The organism is Cryobacterium sp. PH31-AA6 (assembly GCF_030063195.1).
Classification (GTDB): domain Bacteria; phylum Actinomycetota; class Actinomycetes; order Actinomycetales; family Microbacteriaceae; genus Cryobacterium.
The window spans coordinates 14,781-29,044 of the sequence record NZ_JASISS010000032.1; the positions used below are offsets into that span (position 1 = coordinate 14,781).

14 protein-coding genes are annotated in these 14,264 nt (G+C 64.3%); 10 read left to right on the forward strand and 4 right to left on the reverse strand.

Features of this window, described 5'->3' with window-relative positions:
• Positions 1–36: 36 nt before the first annotated feature.
• On the reverse strand, positions 37–1,740 hold the full coding sequence (locus QMG61_RS15650; protein WP_283495265.1) for a DDE-type integrase/transposase/recombinase: 1,704 nt from the start codon (positions 1,738–1,740) through the stop codon (positions 37–39).
• A gap of 727 nt (positions 1,741–2,467) precedes the next feature.
• Between QMG61_RS15650 and QMG61_RS15655 the strand changes: the two genes are divergently transcribed.
• The 9 genes from QMG61_RS15655 to QMG61_RS15695 all read left to right on the forward strand — a co-directional run bounded on the left by QMG61_RS15655 (position 2,468) and on the right by QMG61_RS15695 (position 10,768).
• Positions 2,468–2,896 (forward strand): tyrosine-type recombinase/integrase, encoded by a 429-nt coding sequence (locus QMG61_RS15655; protein ID WP_283495279.1) that lies wholly within the window; start codon positions 2,468–2,470, stop codon positions 2,894–2,896.
• On the forward strand, positions 2,893–3,867 hold the full coding sequence (locus QMG61_RS15660; protein WP_283495266.1) for a tyrosine-type recombinase/integrase: 975 nt from the start codon (positions 2,893–2,895) through the stop codon (positions 3,865–3,867). The genes QMG61_RS15655 and QMG61_RS15660 overlap by 4 nt, the downstream gene beginning before the upstream one ends.
• The gene (locus QMG61_RS15665; RefSeq protein WP_283495267.1) at positions 3,854–4,873 is read left to right on the forward strand and encodes a tyrosine-type recombinase/integrase; all 1,020 of its coding nucleotides are present in this window, start codon (positions 3,854–3,856) and stop codon (positions 4,871–4,873) included. The genes QMG61_RS15660 and QMG61_RS15665 overlap by 14 nt, the downstream gene beginning before the upstream one ends.
• A 136-nt stretch (positions 4,874–5,009) precedes the next feature.
• Positions 5,010–5,783: a Mu transposase domain-containing protein gene (locus QMG61_RS15670; protein WP_283495268.1), complete on the forward strand. Its 774-nt coding sequence runs from the start codon at positions 5,010–5,012 to the stop codon at positions 5,781–5,783.
• Complete coding sequence (locus tag QMG61_RS15675; protein WP_283495269.1) at positions 5,780–6,529, forward strand: ATP-binding protein; 750 nt, start codon at positions 5,780–5,782, stop codon at positions 6,527–6,529. Before QMG61_RS15670 ends, QMG61_RS15675 begins: the two co-directional genes overlap by 4 nt.
• 334 nt (positions 6,530–6,863) lie before the next feature.
• Positions 6,864–8,345: an IS21 family transposase gene (istA, locus tag QMG61_RS15680; RefSeq protein WP_283495280.1), complete on the forward strand. Its 1,482-nt coding sequence runs from the start codon at positions 6,864–6,866 to the stop codon at positions 8,343–8,345.
• A complete protein-coding gene (istB, locus tag QMG61_RS15685; protein ID WP_283495270.1) occupies positions 8,342–9,073 on the forward strand; it encodes an IS21-like element helper ATPase IstB in 732 nt (243 codons plus the stop codon). The genes istA and istB overlap by 4 nt, the downstream gene beginning before the upstream one ends.
• Before the next feature lie 72 nt (positions 9,074–9,145).
• Positions 9,146–9,364: a hypothetical protein gene (locus QMG61_RS15690; protein WP_283495271.1), complete on the forward strand. Its 219-nt coding sequence runs from the start codon at positions 9,146–9,148 to the stop codon at positions 9,362–9,364.
• Between the two features lie 102 nt (positions 9,365–9,466).
• Positions 9,467–10,768 carry an ISL3 family transposase gene (locus QMG61_RS15695; protein ID WP_283495272.1) on the forward strand — a complete coding sequence of 434 codons (1,302 nt, stop codon included), beginning with the start codon at positions 9,467–9,469 and terminating at the stop codon, positions 10,766–10,768.
• A gap of 165 nt (positions 10,769–10,933) precedes the next feature.
• Here the strand turns inward: QMG61_RS15695 and QMG61_RS15700 are convergent, their stop codons facing one another.
• A complete protein-coding gene (locus QMG61_RS15700; protein WP_283495273.1) occupies positions 10,934–11,509 on the reverse strand; it encodes a hypothetical protein in 576 nt (191 codons plus the stop codon).
• On the opposite strand from QMG61_RS15700, the gene QMG61_RS15705 reads away from it, so the two are divergent.
• Complete coding sequence (locus tag QMG61_RS15705; RefSeq protein WP_283495274.1) at positions 11,464–11,886, forward strand: hypothetical protein; 423 nt, start codon at positions 11,464–11,466, stop codon at positions 11,884–11,886. The two genes, QMG61_RS15700 and QMG61_RS15705, sit on opposite strands and share 46 nt — an antisense overlap.
• A 471-nt stretch (positions 11,887–12,357) precedes the next feature.
• On the opposite strand, the gene QMG61_RS15710 is transcribed toward QMG61_RS15705, so the two are convergent.
• Together QMG61_RS15710 and QMG61_RS15715 are read right to left on the reverse strand one after the other, a co-directional pair.
• Positions 12,358–12,555: a hypothetical protein gene (locus QMG61_RS15710; RefSeq protein WP_283495275.1), complete on the reverse strand. Its 198-nt coding sequence runs from the start codon at positions 12,553–12,555 to the stop codon at positions 12,358–12,360.
• A 24-nt stretch (positions 12,556–12,579) separates the two neighbouring features.
• Positions 12,580–14,022 carry an RHS repeat-associated core domain-containing protein gene (locus tag QMG61_RS15715; protein ID WP_283495276.1) on the reverse strand — a complete coding sequence of 481 codons (1,443 nt, stop codon included), beginning with the start codon at positions 14,020–14,022 and terminating at the stop codon, positions 12,580–12,582.
• Between the last annotated feature and the right edge of the window lie 242 nt (positions 14,023–14,264).

Consider the following 14,264-nt stretch of genomic DNA (forward strand, 5'->3'; position numbering starts at 1 on the left):
CAGTCAACAAGAAATGCGATTGCAACGTGTCAATACTCATCGAACGCCCTCCGACACGGTCGGCACGAAGACGACCGCGGGCCGCTTTGAGGTGGACGCTTTGACGAAGCTGATCGGTTCCCCAGCCATCGTGCCTTTGTGGCGGGTCTCGACCAGGCGGAGGTAGTCGATGCCGGAGGCGGCGTTCTTCGCGCCGGTCTCGATGCTGTCGGACGCGGCGGACGCGGCTTTCTTGTGGACGTGGCGGCGGATTTCGCTGAGCACGGCGATGCCGGCCGGGACGCCGTTGCCGGCGGAGACGGTGATCAGCCCGGCGAGGTCGAAGGGGTCATAGACCAGCTCGACGCGTTTGCCGACGAGGAGCTGATCGACTTGATAGGTGTTGGACTGCAGGGAGACTGTCGCGGACTTCGTCACCGTGCGGATCGTCGACCATCGGAACGCTTCCGCGATCTCGTCCCGCGATTTTCGCACCGGTTTGCGGCCCACCCAGCTGGCATCCCAGCGTTGCAGAGGTGTTTGCCCGGTCGTGGAGTGCGTGGCTTGGTGGTAAACCATCTCCACCCACGACGTGAATAACGCATTCAACTCATCCAACGACGTCACCATGCTGCCCACCCCAGCATCGACCTCGCCGGTCGCAGTGTCGACGGTGGTGATCTCGGTGAGGAACTGCGAGTTGACGGTGTTGAAGAACCGCTCGATTTTCCCGCGGCCCTGGGGTCGGTATGGTGCCGAGTGTGTCAGCCGGATTCCGAGCTTCGCGCAGGTGCGCGACAAAGATGCATCAATAAATGCCGAGCCGTTATCGACGTAGCAAACCCCCGGAATTCCGCGGGATTCCAACGCCGGTCGGAGGGCCGCAGTGAGGCGGACGGAGTCTTCGGCGTAGGCCCACCGGGCCGCCGTGACGAGGCGGGTGTGGTCGTCGAGAAACGCGAACAGATACGTTTTCCGCCCGTTGATCCGCGGCCCGTGGAGGCCGTCACCGACCCACATTTCGTTGGGATAGTCCGCTTCGAACCGGCCAAACACCTCCCGCACCCCGGTCGGGAGTTCCAGCGTGCGGAAGTGCCGCAGCAACGTCGACTCGGAAGGTGCGTCGCCGAGGGTGTCGATCATGATGCGGCGCACTTGCGCCGAGGTGCGGGCGGGGCGTTCGCGTTTCAGCGTTGCTGCCAACGCCAGGATCTGCGCTGGCGTCACGGCGCCCTGGGCGCGGCCGCGGGGTTTCAACGCGTCGAACCCACCGCGCCGCCAAGCCCGAATCCACCGGTCGAGGGTGTCTTTGGAGACCGTCACAGTGCCGCCGAACGGCCCCGGATGCACCATCGCCGCGAGGTCTCTGACCATCGGACCGCGCTGACGCGTCGTGACCGCGGCATCGGCAGCGCCGCGGATGAGCTGATACCTGAAGAGGGCGATCTTTTCCATCCGGTCGCGGCGCACTGCCGTTTCCGACGGTGATCCGGCCGGCACGAGCAAGGACACGGCGGGGCTCACCGGGGAATCCCGGGGCACCACCGGTGGCAGCGTCGGCGGCAGGGTCGGCGGTGTTGCGGGCATGAAAGGTCCTCTCAAACAGTGAACACGCCCACCACAGGGATATGGCAGGCGCTCCTGCCACCTTTCCCGCCGACCACGCCCGGGCGTAAGGGCCGGTTGGTGTTGGGACCCGCAGCCCACCAGCTCGAGCAAAAAAGCCGCCCATTCGTCGTGGCGATCCCAGCCTGGATCCACGTCACCGTGACGGTCGCGGCAAACCGACGAGCCAGTCCCTCGGCATATGCCATCAACACGGACAGCGCCTCCCCGCCGGCGGTGCCGGCAGGTTTGGGCCAGAGCACGACAGCGTCGGGAGCGTCCCGCACCAACAGGCTCGTGAACCGGTCGCCGATCGCAGTGGCCGACGCGGCAAATGCGCGCAACCAACCACGGACCGTCGAGACCGGTCTGCCGCAGCCCGCCGCGATTTTCCGGTGGCCCCAGCCCAGCGCGGTCTTTGCCTCGATCGCTGCCGCGATTACCTCTGCGGCATCGGCTCGCCGCACGGCCAGCCGCACCTCGAGCAGCACATGCGTGCCGCCGCAGACCGCGCACCTCGACCTGCGCGGGCGAAGGCGCCGACAAGCCCAATCCGTGCCGAGGCCATCGCGGATCACACGCGCCCTGGCCCACCCCCACGGGCGTAATCGGCCACCACAATCCGGGCAGACCACGCGCCCGACCAGGAGGTCCAACTCGACAACAACAGAATCATGACTTACCGTGAGCATCAGCGCGCCTTTACGCGTCAGAATGGCCCGGCGTGATCCGCAAAGATCGCACGCCGGGCCATTCGTCTATCCGGACATCGTCAGCCTGACGCCGCCGACGGCCGGACACCAAATCCGGTCGCGCTAAAACCCATCGTCACCGAGGACGACGCCTACATCGTCACCCCGCGAGACGTACAACACACGCTCAGATCACTCTGACCCAGCACAAAACAGGGGCGTTGGTGACGTTGCCGTTGCTAGCCGAGGTCGGTGAGGCGATCGCGGATTACCTGCTGCACGGCAGACCCGCTGGTGGAGAGGATGACCACGTGTTCCTGCGCTCCCAGGCCCCTTATGTTGGCTTGACCCCGGCCGACAGCTTGTATTGGGTGGCCTCGCGGGCCTTTGCCCGCTCCGGCATCGTCACCCAGAACGGCACGGGCCGCGGCTTCCGGGTATTGCGGGCCACGTTCGCTACCCGGCTGCTGGCAGACGGCACACCACTGCCGGTAATCTCCGGCGCGCTCGGTCACCGGAGTATCACGTCAGCGAAACACTATCTGTCCGCCGATGAAATCCACATGCGGGCGTGTTGTCTCGACTTCGTCGGCATCGAGCCGAAAGGAACACGGTCGTGAGCGGCTTTGTCAGCGGCCTCGCCGCTCCGCTGCAGTCGCTGCTCGAGGTCAAGCACGCGATCGGGTTGCCCTACGTGAACTCCGAGTCGCACCTGCGCCGCTTCGACAAGATGTGTGCTGAAACTTACCCGGGCGAGGTGACGCTGACGAAGGAGATGGCCATGGCCTGGGCTGTCGCCCGGCCTGCTGAGCACGTCAACGGGCAGATGCGGCGGATCACCCCGATCCGGCAACTGGCCAAACACATGGGCGCCCTCGGTCTGGCCGCCTTCGTCATTCCGTCGGGGATCCCTGGCAAACAAATCCGCTACCGCCCGCACATCTACTCCCACGCGCAGTTGCGGTCCCTCTTCAACGCCGCCGACAACCTCCAAACCACCGGTTATGGCGGCAGGCGGGAAGTGATTATCCCGGTGATCTTCCGCATGATCTACTGCCTGGGACTTCGGCCGAGCGAAGCTCGGACGTTGCGCTGCAACGACGTTGACCTGGTTCGCGGCACCGTCAGTATTCGGCAGTCCAAAGGGCACAAGGACCGCATCGTCTATATGTCGTCGGACCTACACGAATATTGCCGAACCTATGACGCGACGATCAGCGCCCACCATCCGGATCGGATACCGTTCTTCCCGAACCGTTACGGAAACTGCTACAGCCAGTGCACGATCGACTATTGGTTCCAGCAGCTGTTGGCCGCCGCCGCCCCGCACATCGTGTCCAGCGCCGGTTCTCCGCCGCGCGTTTACGACCTCCGCCACGCCCACGTCATCGAAAACATCAACCGGTGGGTGCTCGCCGGAAAAGATCCGGAAGCGTTGGTCGCTTACCTGAGCCCGCACCTCGGGCACGCCAACACGGAGGACACCTGGTACTACTTTCACCTCGCCGCGGACTTCCACGTCGACCTGCGCCGGATCGCCAACACCAGTATCGAATCTGCTCTTTTGGAGGCATCCGATGGCCTCCGATGAGTTCTTCGGCCTGGTCCGTTCTTGGCTGACCATCCACCTGCCCCGGTCGCGCCAGCTCAGCCCCCACACGATCCGCTCCTACAAAACCGCCTTGAACGCACTGCTCGACTATCTTCGCCAGTCGCAGCACCTCTCCCTGGCCGAGGTCAGCTTCAAGGTAATCAACCGCTCCACCATCACCGCCTTTCTCACCTGGCTGCTCGACAGCCAGCATCTTGGTGCCTCATCCGCGAATCAGCGCCTGGCGGCAATCAAGTCGTTCCTGTCGTATTGCGCCGGCGAGGATCCCGCTCTGGTATCGATCTGGCTCGAAGTCACCCAGATCAAACCCGCCCGAACACCAACGCGAGCACCGGACGGGCTGAGCATGCCCGCCGTCGACGCGCTCATTCGCGCCCCCGGTCAGGACACCAGCCGCGGCCGCCGGGACACGACCCTCATCCTGCTCACCTTCGACGCAGCCGCACGGATCCAGGAAATCTTGGACCTGATCCCTGCGGATATCGACACCACGATCGGCGCCGCCCGGGTGACGCTTACGGGCAAAGGACGCAAAAGCAGAACCGTTCCCCTGATGGACAAAACCGCACGGCATCTCGATCAATACCTGAGCGAGTTCCACCCCAGCACCACGGACACCGCGGGCAAGCTGTTCTTCACTGTCCGGGCAGGTCGCCGCCACCAGATGAGCCAGGACAATATGTCCTACCTGCTCAACAAACACGCCACCGCAGCACGACAACAGTGTTCGGAGCTCCCGGAGAAGATCCATGCCCACCAGCTTCGGCACGCCCGCGCCATGCAGATGCTGCGCGCCGGAGTTCCGCTTCCCCACATCAAGGAGTTCCTCGGTCACGCGAATATAGCGACCACGAGCATCTACGCGTCGGCCGATAACCGGATGGTCCGCGAAGCAATCCAGAAAGCAGGCAGCGCAACACCCGACCTCGCGCCGCTCTGGACGGGAGGCGACGACCTCATGCTACAGCTCGCTGGGCTGAAGTAATTATCCCGAGGAAGTGGGCGCTCAGGCCGCGAACGCAAAGGCATCCCGGCCGATACTCGGGATAACAAAATCCTCGGGATAGTCGCGCTTATCCCGAACTCGGGATAAAAAAGACAAAAGTAGCACTGAGAACACGGTGGCCCATGTCGCGACCTGGGTCATCGCCGGCTTGAGGAAGGAGACGTTCACCTCGCTGGCGCAGTTGCGCCTGCGAATCCGGGAACAGATGGATGCCTATAACCGGGAGCCGTTCCAGAAACGTGTCGGGTCCCGCCTCAGCGTGTTCACCACCGAGGAGAAACCTCTGCTGCAGGCACTGCCGGCGGCGGCGTTCGAGATCAGCACGTGGTCCTATAAACGAAAGGTCAACGCCAACGCGCACGTGGTCTGGGCGAAGAATTTCTACTCCGTCCCCTTCAGCCACATCGGCGCGCTGGTGGACCTTCGTGTCACCGAGACGATGCTGGAGGTCTATCGGCGCGATGAGCGTCTGGCCAGCCATTTGCTGCTGCCGGCCAGCACGACGAACCAGTACCGGACGAACGAGGCGGACTTGCCCGAGGGCCGCAGCTTCCAGGCCTGGGACCGAACCCGGATCGAGGAATGGGCCGCGCGGATCGGGCCGGCAACCGTCACGGTGACGGCCAAGATCTTCGAGACCGTCTTCATCGACGAGGCTGGCTTCGACGCCGCGCTGGCCGTGCTGAAACTGTCGCGCCGGTTCCCTCCGGCCCGGGTCGAGGCCGCCTGCGCACTCGCGCTGCGGGGGCCGGTCCGCTCCCCGCGCTATGCGCATTTGCGGCCGATCCTCGACACCGGGCAAGACAAAACCGGACAAGTTCCGCAACCGGAACCGGACGATGGCGGTTATGTTCGTGGCAGCGCTTACTACGCCGGAGGGAACCGTTGAGCGCGCTGGATGGGGAGGCCAAACGCAAGCTCCGCGAGATGAATGCCGGCGAGCTACTGGAGGCCATCGACCTCCAAGACGAGATACTCTCCATCAGCCTGACCTTCGAGGAACGGGTCCGCCTGGTCGTCGACGACGCCTACTCGAGCTTCATGCATTCCAAGGTTGACGGGCTGATCCGGCGGGCGGGACTGCGTTACCCGAACGCGGACCTGCGGCGCATCGACCTGCTCGACGAGCGCGGCCTCAACCGGCAGACGCTGACCCAGCTGGGCACCTGCTCGTTCGTCACCCGGCAGCAGAACGTCGTCTTCCAAGGCTTCACCGGGTCGGGGAAGTCGTATCTGGGATGCGCGATCGCCAAACGGGCCTGCGAGCATCGGATCCGCGCCCACTACGTCCGGATGCCCGACCTCGAGGAAGCCTGGGTCGCCGCGCAAGACGCCCCGGGCGGGGCGGGCAAGTTCCTCCGCAAATATGCCGCGTTCACGCTGCTGGTCATCGACGAGTGGCTGCTCGACAAGCCGACGGAATCGATGCGGACAATGCTGCTGGAGCTGATGGAGCGCCGTTACGGCGAGACATCGACGGTGTTCTGCACCCAGTATCAACAGAAGGACTGGCACCAGCGCCTCGGCGCCGGCGTCCACGCCGACGCCATCATGGACCGCATCATCCACAACACCACCTGGGTCGATACCGGCACCTACAATATGAGGGAACAAACCGCCCTCGCGACCGCGTAATCCGTGACGGGGAGCACCTGTGGTGCTGAGCCACACCACCGCCGGTGCTCTTCCGCACGTGTGTGTGATCAACTCTTTGTAGGCCGTTTCGGCTCTGGAATCCTGCCAAGTTAGCGGCTGGTTTCCTGCCAAAAGAGCGATAAAAATCAGGCCAGGCAATTCCCCTCCAAGACGTTGGATTTGGGGATTGCACAGAGTTTGAGATCACCCGGTGGCCGGGGCCCTCTCCACAGCGTTGGAGACATGGGCCCGCCACCCCCAGATAGGTTCCTTACGGCGTGTCTACTGCCAAGCGGTCGCGCCGGAAGGAACTAGAGAGCAGATGACGGTACCCATGTCCGTGCAAGAAAATATCAGAACACTCGACTCCCAAGGAATCACGGCCCGTGAAATCGCCCGCCGGTTGGGAGTCAGCCGCGACGCGGTGGTGAAATATACCGGGCAACACGACTACTCACCGAAGCCGCCGACTCCCGTTCCCCGGCCCGCCGGGTCGGTGTTGACCGGGTTCGAAGACACCATCGAGCTGTGGTTGGTCGAGGACCAGCGTCGGCCGCGTAAGCAACGCCACACCGCCAAGCGGGTCTTTGATCGCCTCGTCGCCGAGGCGAGCTACACCGGTAGTTACTCCCCGGTGCAACGCTTCGTGCGGAAGTGGAACGCCTTGAACCGTCAGGCTGGGGAGGGCTTCACGGAACTGGTCTGGCCGGCCGGCACCGCGCAGGTCGATTTCGGTCAGGCCGAGGCCATCATCGCGGGGATCCGGCAGGTCCTGCACATCTTCGTCGTCACGTTCCCGTTCTCGAACATGCGCTTCGTGCAGGCCTACCGCGGCGAGACAGCCGAGTGCGTCTGCCACGGGCTACGCACCGTGTTCGACCACATCGGCGCCGCGCCCCGGCACCTGGTCTTTGACAATGCCACAGGGATTGGGCGACGAGTGGGGACCAAGGTCGTCGAGACCAAACTGTTCGGCGCGTTCAAGCTGCACTACCGGTCCGAGTCCCGCTACTGCAACCCGTACTCGGGCCATGAGAAGGGCAACGTGGAAAACGCGGTCGGGTTCCTCCGCCGCAACCTGATGGTTCCCGAGCCGGAAGCGGCCACCCTGCAAGGCCTGAACGAGGTGCTGTTGGCACGGTGCCTGGCATTGGCTGCAACGGTGCATTACCGCAAGGGCCTGCCCGTGGGCGAGCTCTTCGCCCAGGACGTCGCCGCCAGTCTGGCGTTGCCCGGCGTCGGCTTTGACCCGGTGCGCTACGAGACCCGCACCGCCGACAAGACCGGGAACCTCCTCATCAACGGGAACACCTACGCGGCCGGGTCCTCCTTCCACAGCCGCACTCTCACCGTTGGGTTACGCCACGATGTGGTCGAGATCCTCGACGAACAGGCCACCCCGGTGCGCTCGTTCCCCAGGGCCTTCGGCAGGCAAACCGAGACGATCTTCGAACCCACGGCCCTGCTGCCGTTGCTGGTGACCAAACCCGGTGCTTGGGGTCATTCGCAGCTGCGGGCCCTGGTCCCGGAGCCGGTGCGGGACTGGCTGGATTCGGCCACGGCCACCAACCGGCGCCGACTCCTGAACGCGGTCGACGCCGCGACGGGATCGGCCGGGTTCGATGCCGCGATCCGCGCCGCCGACCTGCTGATCCAGCGCGGAGACGCCCCGGATATGGCCGCGTTGGGCATGCTCGCCCGGCGCTTGGCTGACGGCATCACGCCGGCGGCGGAGAACGTGGACTTGAGTGTTTATGACATCTTCACCAGCGACATCTTCACCACTGTGAATACAGTGACGGGAGAAATAGCATGAGCCTCGTCAGCGTCCACGACATCATCGAGACCGGCCGACAGTCCTCCTTGACCGGCACGGTGTTGGCGGAATGGGCCGAGAAAGGCACCCCGAAACAACGTGAATACCTGCACGGAATGCTCCTGGCCGAGCACGAATCCCGATTAGAGTCCCGCCGCCAACGCCTGTTGACCGCGGCCCGGCTGCCGGCGTTGAAGTCGCTGAGCGGGTTTGACTACACCAATGTCAAGTTCCCCGAGGACTACGGCCGTGACGCGCTGGCCTCGCTGGAGTTCATCGCCCAGGCCGAAGACCTCGTCCTCTACGGCGACGTCGGCACCGGCAAAACACACCTCGCCAGCGCGCTGGTCGCCGCCGCCTGCCGTCGAGGGATCCCAGCACGCTTCTTCACCACATCCTCGCTGGTCATGCAGCTGCGCCGCGCCAAAGACGAAGGCCGCCTCGATCGGGAGCTGGCCTCCATCGCGAAGAACAAGCTCGTGGCCATCGACGAACTCGGATACCTACCGATAGATACCGAGGGCGCCAGGCTCCTGTTCCAAGTCATCGCCGATGGCTACGAGAAGAGAAGCCTGATCATCACCACAAACCTGGAATTCTCCCGCTGGGGAACCGTGTTCGGCGACGACAACATGGCCGCCGCCGTCATCGACCGCATCGTCCACCACGGCCGGCTCCTACAATTTCGGGGCGAGTCCTACCGAGTCAAACACGCCCTCATGAAATAGCCCCGCCACCGGCCAGGCGACCCGCCTCGAGGCCGCAGACGACCACCCCTCACCCAGCAGTCAGGACCATCCATGAACGATCCAACCCGCCCCGGGCAGCCCCTCGCACTCGCACGGGACGACCAGCACACCGTCGCAGCCGGCCATGAAACCGGCTGGTGGGACGACAACGGACGAGCAGCCCCCTGGCCCGACGATTTCCTTGATCCCGACGCCGGATGGACCACCGGAACCACCGACGTCCCCGCCGATGACGGCGACCAAGACGACCCGGAAAACGGGCTCTTGTGACGTAACCGTGGGTGTTTTCGGGGTGCCTTAACGACCGCACGCCGCTTTCCGTCTAGGTTTCTGACTGTTGAAGGAACAGAGACTTTCGAGGGGGAAAACGGCGTGCGAAACCTAAGGATATGGCGATCTTTGCTGGGTGTCGAGAAGACGGTGGTAGAGGACGTGGATCTCGACGTCGACGCCGGGGTGTTGGTGGCCCGGGTTCGGCCTACGGGGTCGATGCGGAACAGGTGCGGGGCGTGCCAGCGGCGCAGCCCTCGTTATGACGCCGGGGCGGGGCGGCGCCGATGGCGGGCCCTGGACGCGGGAACGATCCAGGTGTTCCTCGAGGCGGAATCCCCGCGAGTGTCGTGTCGGGACCACGGCGTGACGGTCGCCGCGGTGCCGTGGGCGCGGCACCAGAGCGGCCACACTCATCACTTCGACGCGCAGGTGGCCTGGTTGGCCACGCGCACCTCGAAGACCGCGGTGACGAAATTGATGCGGATCGCGTGGCGCACGGTCGGGGCGATCATTACCCGGGTCTGGGCCGAGACCGCCGCCGCGCAAGACCAGTTCGCGGGGCTGACCCGGATCGGCATCGATGAGATCTCCTACAAGCGCGGCCAGAAGTATCTGACGGTGGTCGTCGACCATGACAGTGGCCGACTGGTTTGGGCGGCCCCGGGCCAGGACAAGGCCACCCTGAACACGTTCTTCGATGCGCTCGGCCCGGAACGGAGCGCCCAGATCACGCATGTGTCGGCGGACGGGGCGGCGTGGATCGCCGTCGTCGTGGCGGTGCGCTGCCCGAACGCTGTCCGCTGCGCGGACCCGTTCCACGTCGTCAAGTGGGCCACCGACGCCCTCGACGAAGTTCGCCGAGGAGCGTGGAACGACGCCCGCAAAGCCGCCCGCAGCAACGAAGCCCGGCGGGGTCGGGGCCGCCCCGCCAAGGATACGCCACCGCGCCCCGATAGCGCCCAGGCGACCGCGCTCAAGAACTCCCGCTACGCCCTCTGGAAGAACCCGGAGAACCTCACCGAGAAACAACAGGTCAAGCTCGCCTGGGTCGTGCAAACCGACCCGACCCCGGGCCGCGCCTACTACCTCAAAGAGGGCCTCCGCGTGATCTTCAAACTTCCCCATGACGAAGCCATCGAAGCCCTCGACAAGTGGGTCGGCTGGGCCAGGCGCTGCCGGATCCCCGCGTTCGTGAAACTGCAACGCAGCATCGTCACACACCGGCCCGCGATCCTCGCCTCCATCGAACACGGTCTCTCCAACGGACGGGTCGAATCCATGAACACCAAGATCCGACTCATCACCCGCATCGCCTTCGGATTCAAATCACCCGAAGCCCTCATCGCCCTCGCGATGCTCAGCCTCGGCGGCCATAGACCGGTGCTCCCCGGCCGGATTTAACCCACGGTTACGTCAGGAGAGCCGGAAAACCGGCCGTTTTGACCACCTGCTCAAATGGCCGGAAACCGCGCCACACTGGCCGGTTTTTTATCGCTCAAATGGCCGGTTTCAAGTTGACGAAACACAGCACGATCAGTGGGGCTCAACCGCACGATCGGGTGGGGCTCAGAGTCTCGAATACTCATTCGGGCCTGAGTCGTCCGCGGCGACCGTGCCGATGTCACCGGTCGCCCGGTCGATAGGCTGCCCGAACGGGTCGTACAAGGCGATTCCTGCGGCGCGGAGGCCGACGCCGTCGGCGGTGACGATCGTGTCGCCGTGAATGTTCGGGTACGACCAGGTTTCCGCGCCCGTGGCCGGGATCGACACCGTCACCCCTCCCGGCAGCGACAGGGTCCGTTCCAGGATCGCTCCTGCAGTGTCGAGGACTGCGTCCGGGCTGTCGCCGTCGCCGCTGAAGGAATACCGCACCGTCGATGTCGGCCCGCCGGGCGGCGTCTGGGTGCGCGAGACGATCCGGTCGGTCGCGTCCCGCACGTACCGCACCACGGTGCCGTCGGTGAGCGTGGTTGTCAGGTGCCGGTCGGCCGCGTCGTAGCCGAGCGTTTCGATGCCGAGTGTGGTGGTGTTGCCGTGCGCATCGTAGGCGAGCTCCGCCGCCGGAAGTCCGTTCGCGACTGCCCGACCTCTTCGACATGTACGAACTCCGGGCCGCAGGCGGACCGTACTACTGGGCGACACTCGACCACGATCAAGCGGTCAAGCTGTGGGACGAACTCGGCAGGTTCGTCGCCTGGCTCGACGGTCGGTGCCTCACCAACCTGGCCGACCCCAGCTACCGGCTACCGGACTGCTGGTACCGACACCCCATCGCCGTCGAAGAACTCACCGCGCTCATGGTCTCGCACCGTGCCGCTTACGACACCCGCTCCGCCAAAGCCTCCTCCGCACTCGTGGACTGGCACCAACGCGCACTCTGGCCCACCCTCGACTCGCTCAAGCTCCGCGCCGGCCTTGCCGGATGCCGCGACCGCAGCGAACACCGCGAACCCCACGCCGGCCCGGCAACGTTTAGTGTGACCGACGAGTACCTGCGATACGTCGACACGAACATCTAGGTCCTTCCTGAACCCCAACAGGCGGGTTCCCTCCTGCTCCCAGAGTCAAGAACGATGGAAGACGCGCTGACTCCGTCGGGACTATTTGGGTGCTGCACCGCATTTTCAAAGGACGTTCTCCTCGGAACCGACAAACCGCGCCTTGAACGACAGCAACGTCAAAAACGTCAAAAACACCTCGCTTCATTGGACGCGCATTCGTTCCAATCGACCCTGGCCAACCGAGGGCGGACTCGGCTGCGTCGCCGACACGCGTCACCGCGATCAGGTCGTTGGCCTTGCGAACGATGGTTTCCGCGTTCCCTCTGTCACGTTGCGCCGCGGCTGGAGGCAGTCACTTACCGACCGAAATAGGACCTGGGGATAGTCGATCGCAACACGGTCGCCATATGGAGCCTTGATCTCGTCACCCACCGCGTGGACAGAGCCGCTCCATCGTCTGCGCTAATCATCGTCGTCCTACCCAGGAGTTCACGATGGCGCGGTATCCGTGTAGATCGAATGGAGCTTTTCAAACAAGACCGTCGCCTCGCTTTTCTCGAACCCCACCACAGTCGGATACTCCCAGTCCTCTATGAACTCTTGCGCGTTGGTAATCGAAGCCAGCACGAGTCTGAGTTCCTCGCGCGTAAGGGGTACCGCAATGACCTGCGGTGAGTCGAATTCCATGTCTGACTTCCTTCTAAGAGTCGTTCATTCTAGCGAATCGAAGTATGCTCGGCCGCGGGTGGGCTTGAATACCGTGCCCCCATCAACGCTTCTTGGGTTGTAGATCACAACCGTTCCATTGGACCACCACGCAGTCCTGCCCCCTCCCAGGGATTTCCTCTTCCCCACGCGCACAACTTTGGCGACAAGTCGAGCCATCTGCCCACGCGATGTAAAGCCAAACTCCTTGTGCTTAGTGTAGGAATGCCCCTTGGAAATTCGCGAACCAAGTTGTGACGGAGTGATTGCGCGCTTGCCAGCTGCGGCCGGAATCTTGCCGAATTTGCCTCCAGGACCGTACGCACTATTCCCATTTATCGCGTTTGCCCTGAATTTGAGAGCTCCCACCCGGCCGCCGATTCCGCCACACAAGCATGGAAATTTGAGTTCGCCGCTGAGGTCAAACTCATTGATCGGGTCGTTCGGGTACCCGTAGTCGTTGTCCACTCCACCCTCGACCGGGTCTACTTCCAGGAACCGGCCGAGCGCCGGAACGTACTGCCTGGCCCCCATCTCGATGGTGGCGATCCCCCCAGCATGCTCGAACAGCTTCTGGTGCTGGCCGAGCCACCCGTAGTCCGCGTCCGTCGCCGTCTGCGTGTTCGGGCCCGAATCATCCGCTGCGATCGTGCCAATGTTCCCGGTCGCCTGGTCGATAGGCTGCCCGAACGGGTCGTAGAGGGCGATTCCCGCCGCGCGGAGTCCGGCGCCGTCAGCGGTGACAATCGTGTCGCCGTGAATGTTCGGGTACGACCAGGTTTCCGCTCCCGTGGCCGGGATCGACACCGTCACCCCTCCCGGCAGCGACAGGGTCCGTTCCAGGATCGCTCCTGCAGTGTCGAGGACTGCGTCCGGGCTGTCGCCGTCGCCGCTGAAGGAATACCGCACCGTCGATGTCGGCCCGCCGGGCGGCGTCTGGGTGCGCGAGACGATCCGGTCGGTCGCGTCCCGCACGTACCGCACCACGGTGCCGTCGGTGAGCGTGGTTGTCAGGTGCCGGTCGGCCGCGTCGTAGCCGAGCGTTTCGATGCCGAGTGTGGTGGTGTTGCCGTGCGCATCGTAGGCGAGCTCCGCCGCCGGAAGTCCGTCAGCGACGGTGTTCGCCCCGGCCACCGGATTGGTCACCTGCGAGGAGAGCAACCGGTCGGCCTGGTCGTAGCAGGACACCGTCGTTGTGGTCGCACCGGCCGTCTTCGCGTCGGTAAGTGACGTGCGGTTGCCGTTCAGGCCTGCGTTGGCCACCGTACCTGTGGCGGCGCAGCCGGTGACCACGCCAAACCCGTAGGTTTGGGTGTGACCCGGGATGACCGCTCTGGTCAGCCGCCCGGCAGCGTCGTAGGAGTACGTCGACACGTCGCTGATGCTCCCGGAGGTCAGCGTGTTCCGCAGGACCCGCCCCGACTGGGACCGCACCACGTCGTCTGCCACTGTCTCACCCGACGCGAACGACCAACTGAGTCCGGTCGTCGCGCCGGCGACGTTGCGGGTGATCGCCGGGCCGGGCCGCTACCACCTCGTCAGAACCGCGCTACCAGGTGCCTGGATGTGTAATCGCATGAGGTTGTTTACACACGTTCTCATCACCTTGTTTACAACCTCTCTCATCACGTTGTTTACACACGATGTCGCCACGTTGTTTACACCCGTCTCATGACGTCGTTTACAACCGA

Bases quoted from the DNA above. Each gene is read 5' to 3' on its own strand.
- QMG61_RS15665 (WP_283495267.1), top strand. From the start codon at position 3,854: ATGGCCTCCGATGAGTTCTTCGGCCTGGTCCGTTCTTGGCTGACCATC.
- istA (WP_283495280.1), top strand. From the start codon at position 6,864: ATGTCCGTGCAAGAAAATATCAGAACACTCGACTCCCAAGGAATCACG.
- istB (WP_283495270.1), top strand. From the start codon at position 8,342: ATGAGCCTCGTCAGCGTCCACGACATCATCGAGACCGGCCGACAGTCC.
- QMG61_RS15690 (WP_283495271.1), top strand. From the start codon at position 9,146: ATGAACGATCCAACCCGCCCCGGGCAGCCCCTCGCACTCGCACGGGAC.
- QMG61_RS15705 (WP_283495274.1), top strand. From the start codon at position 11,464: ATGTACGAACTCCGGGCCGCAGGCGGACCGTACTACTGGGCGACACTC.
- QMG61_RS15710 (WP_283495275.1), bottom strand. From the start codon at position 12,555: ATGGAATTCGACTCACCGCAGGTCATTGCGGTACCCCTTACGCGCGAG.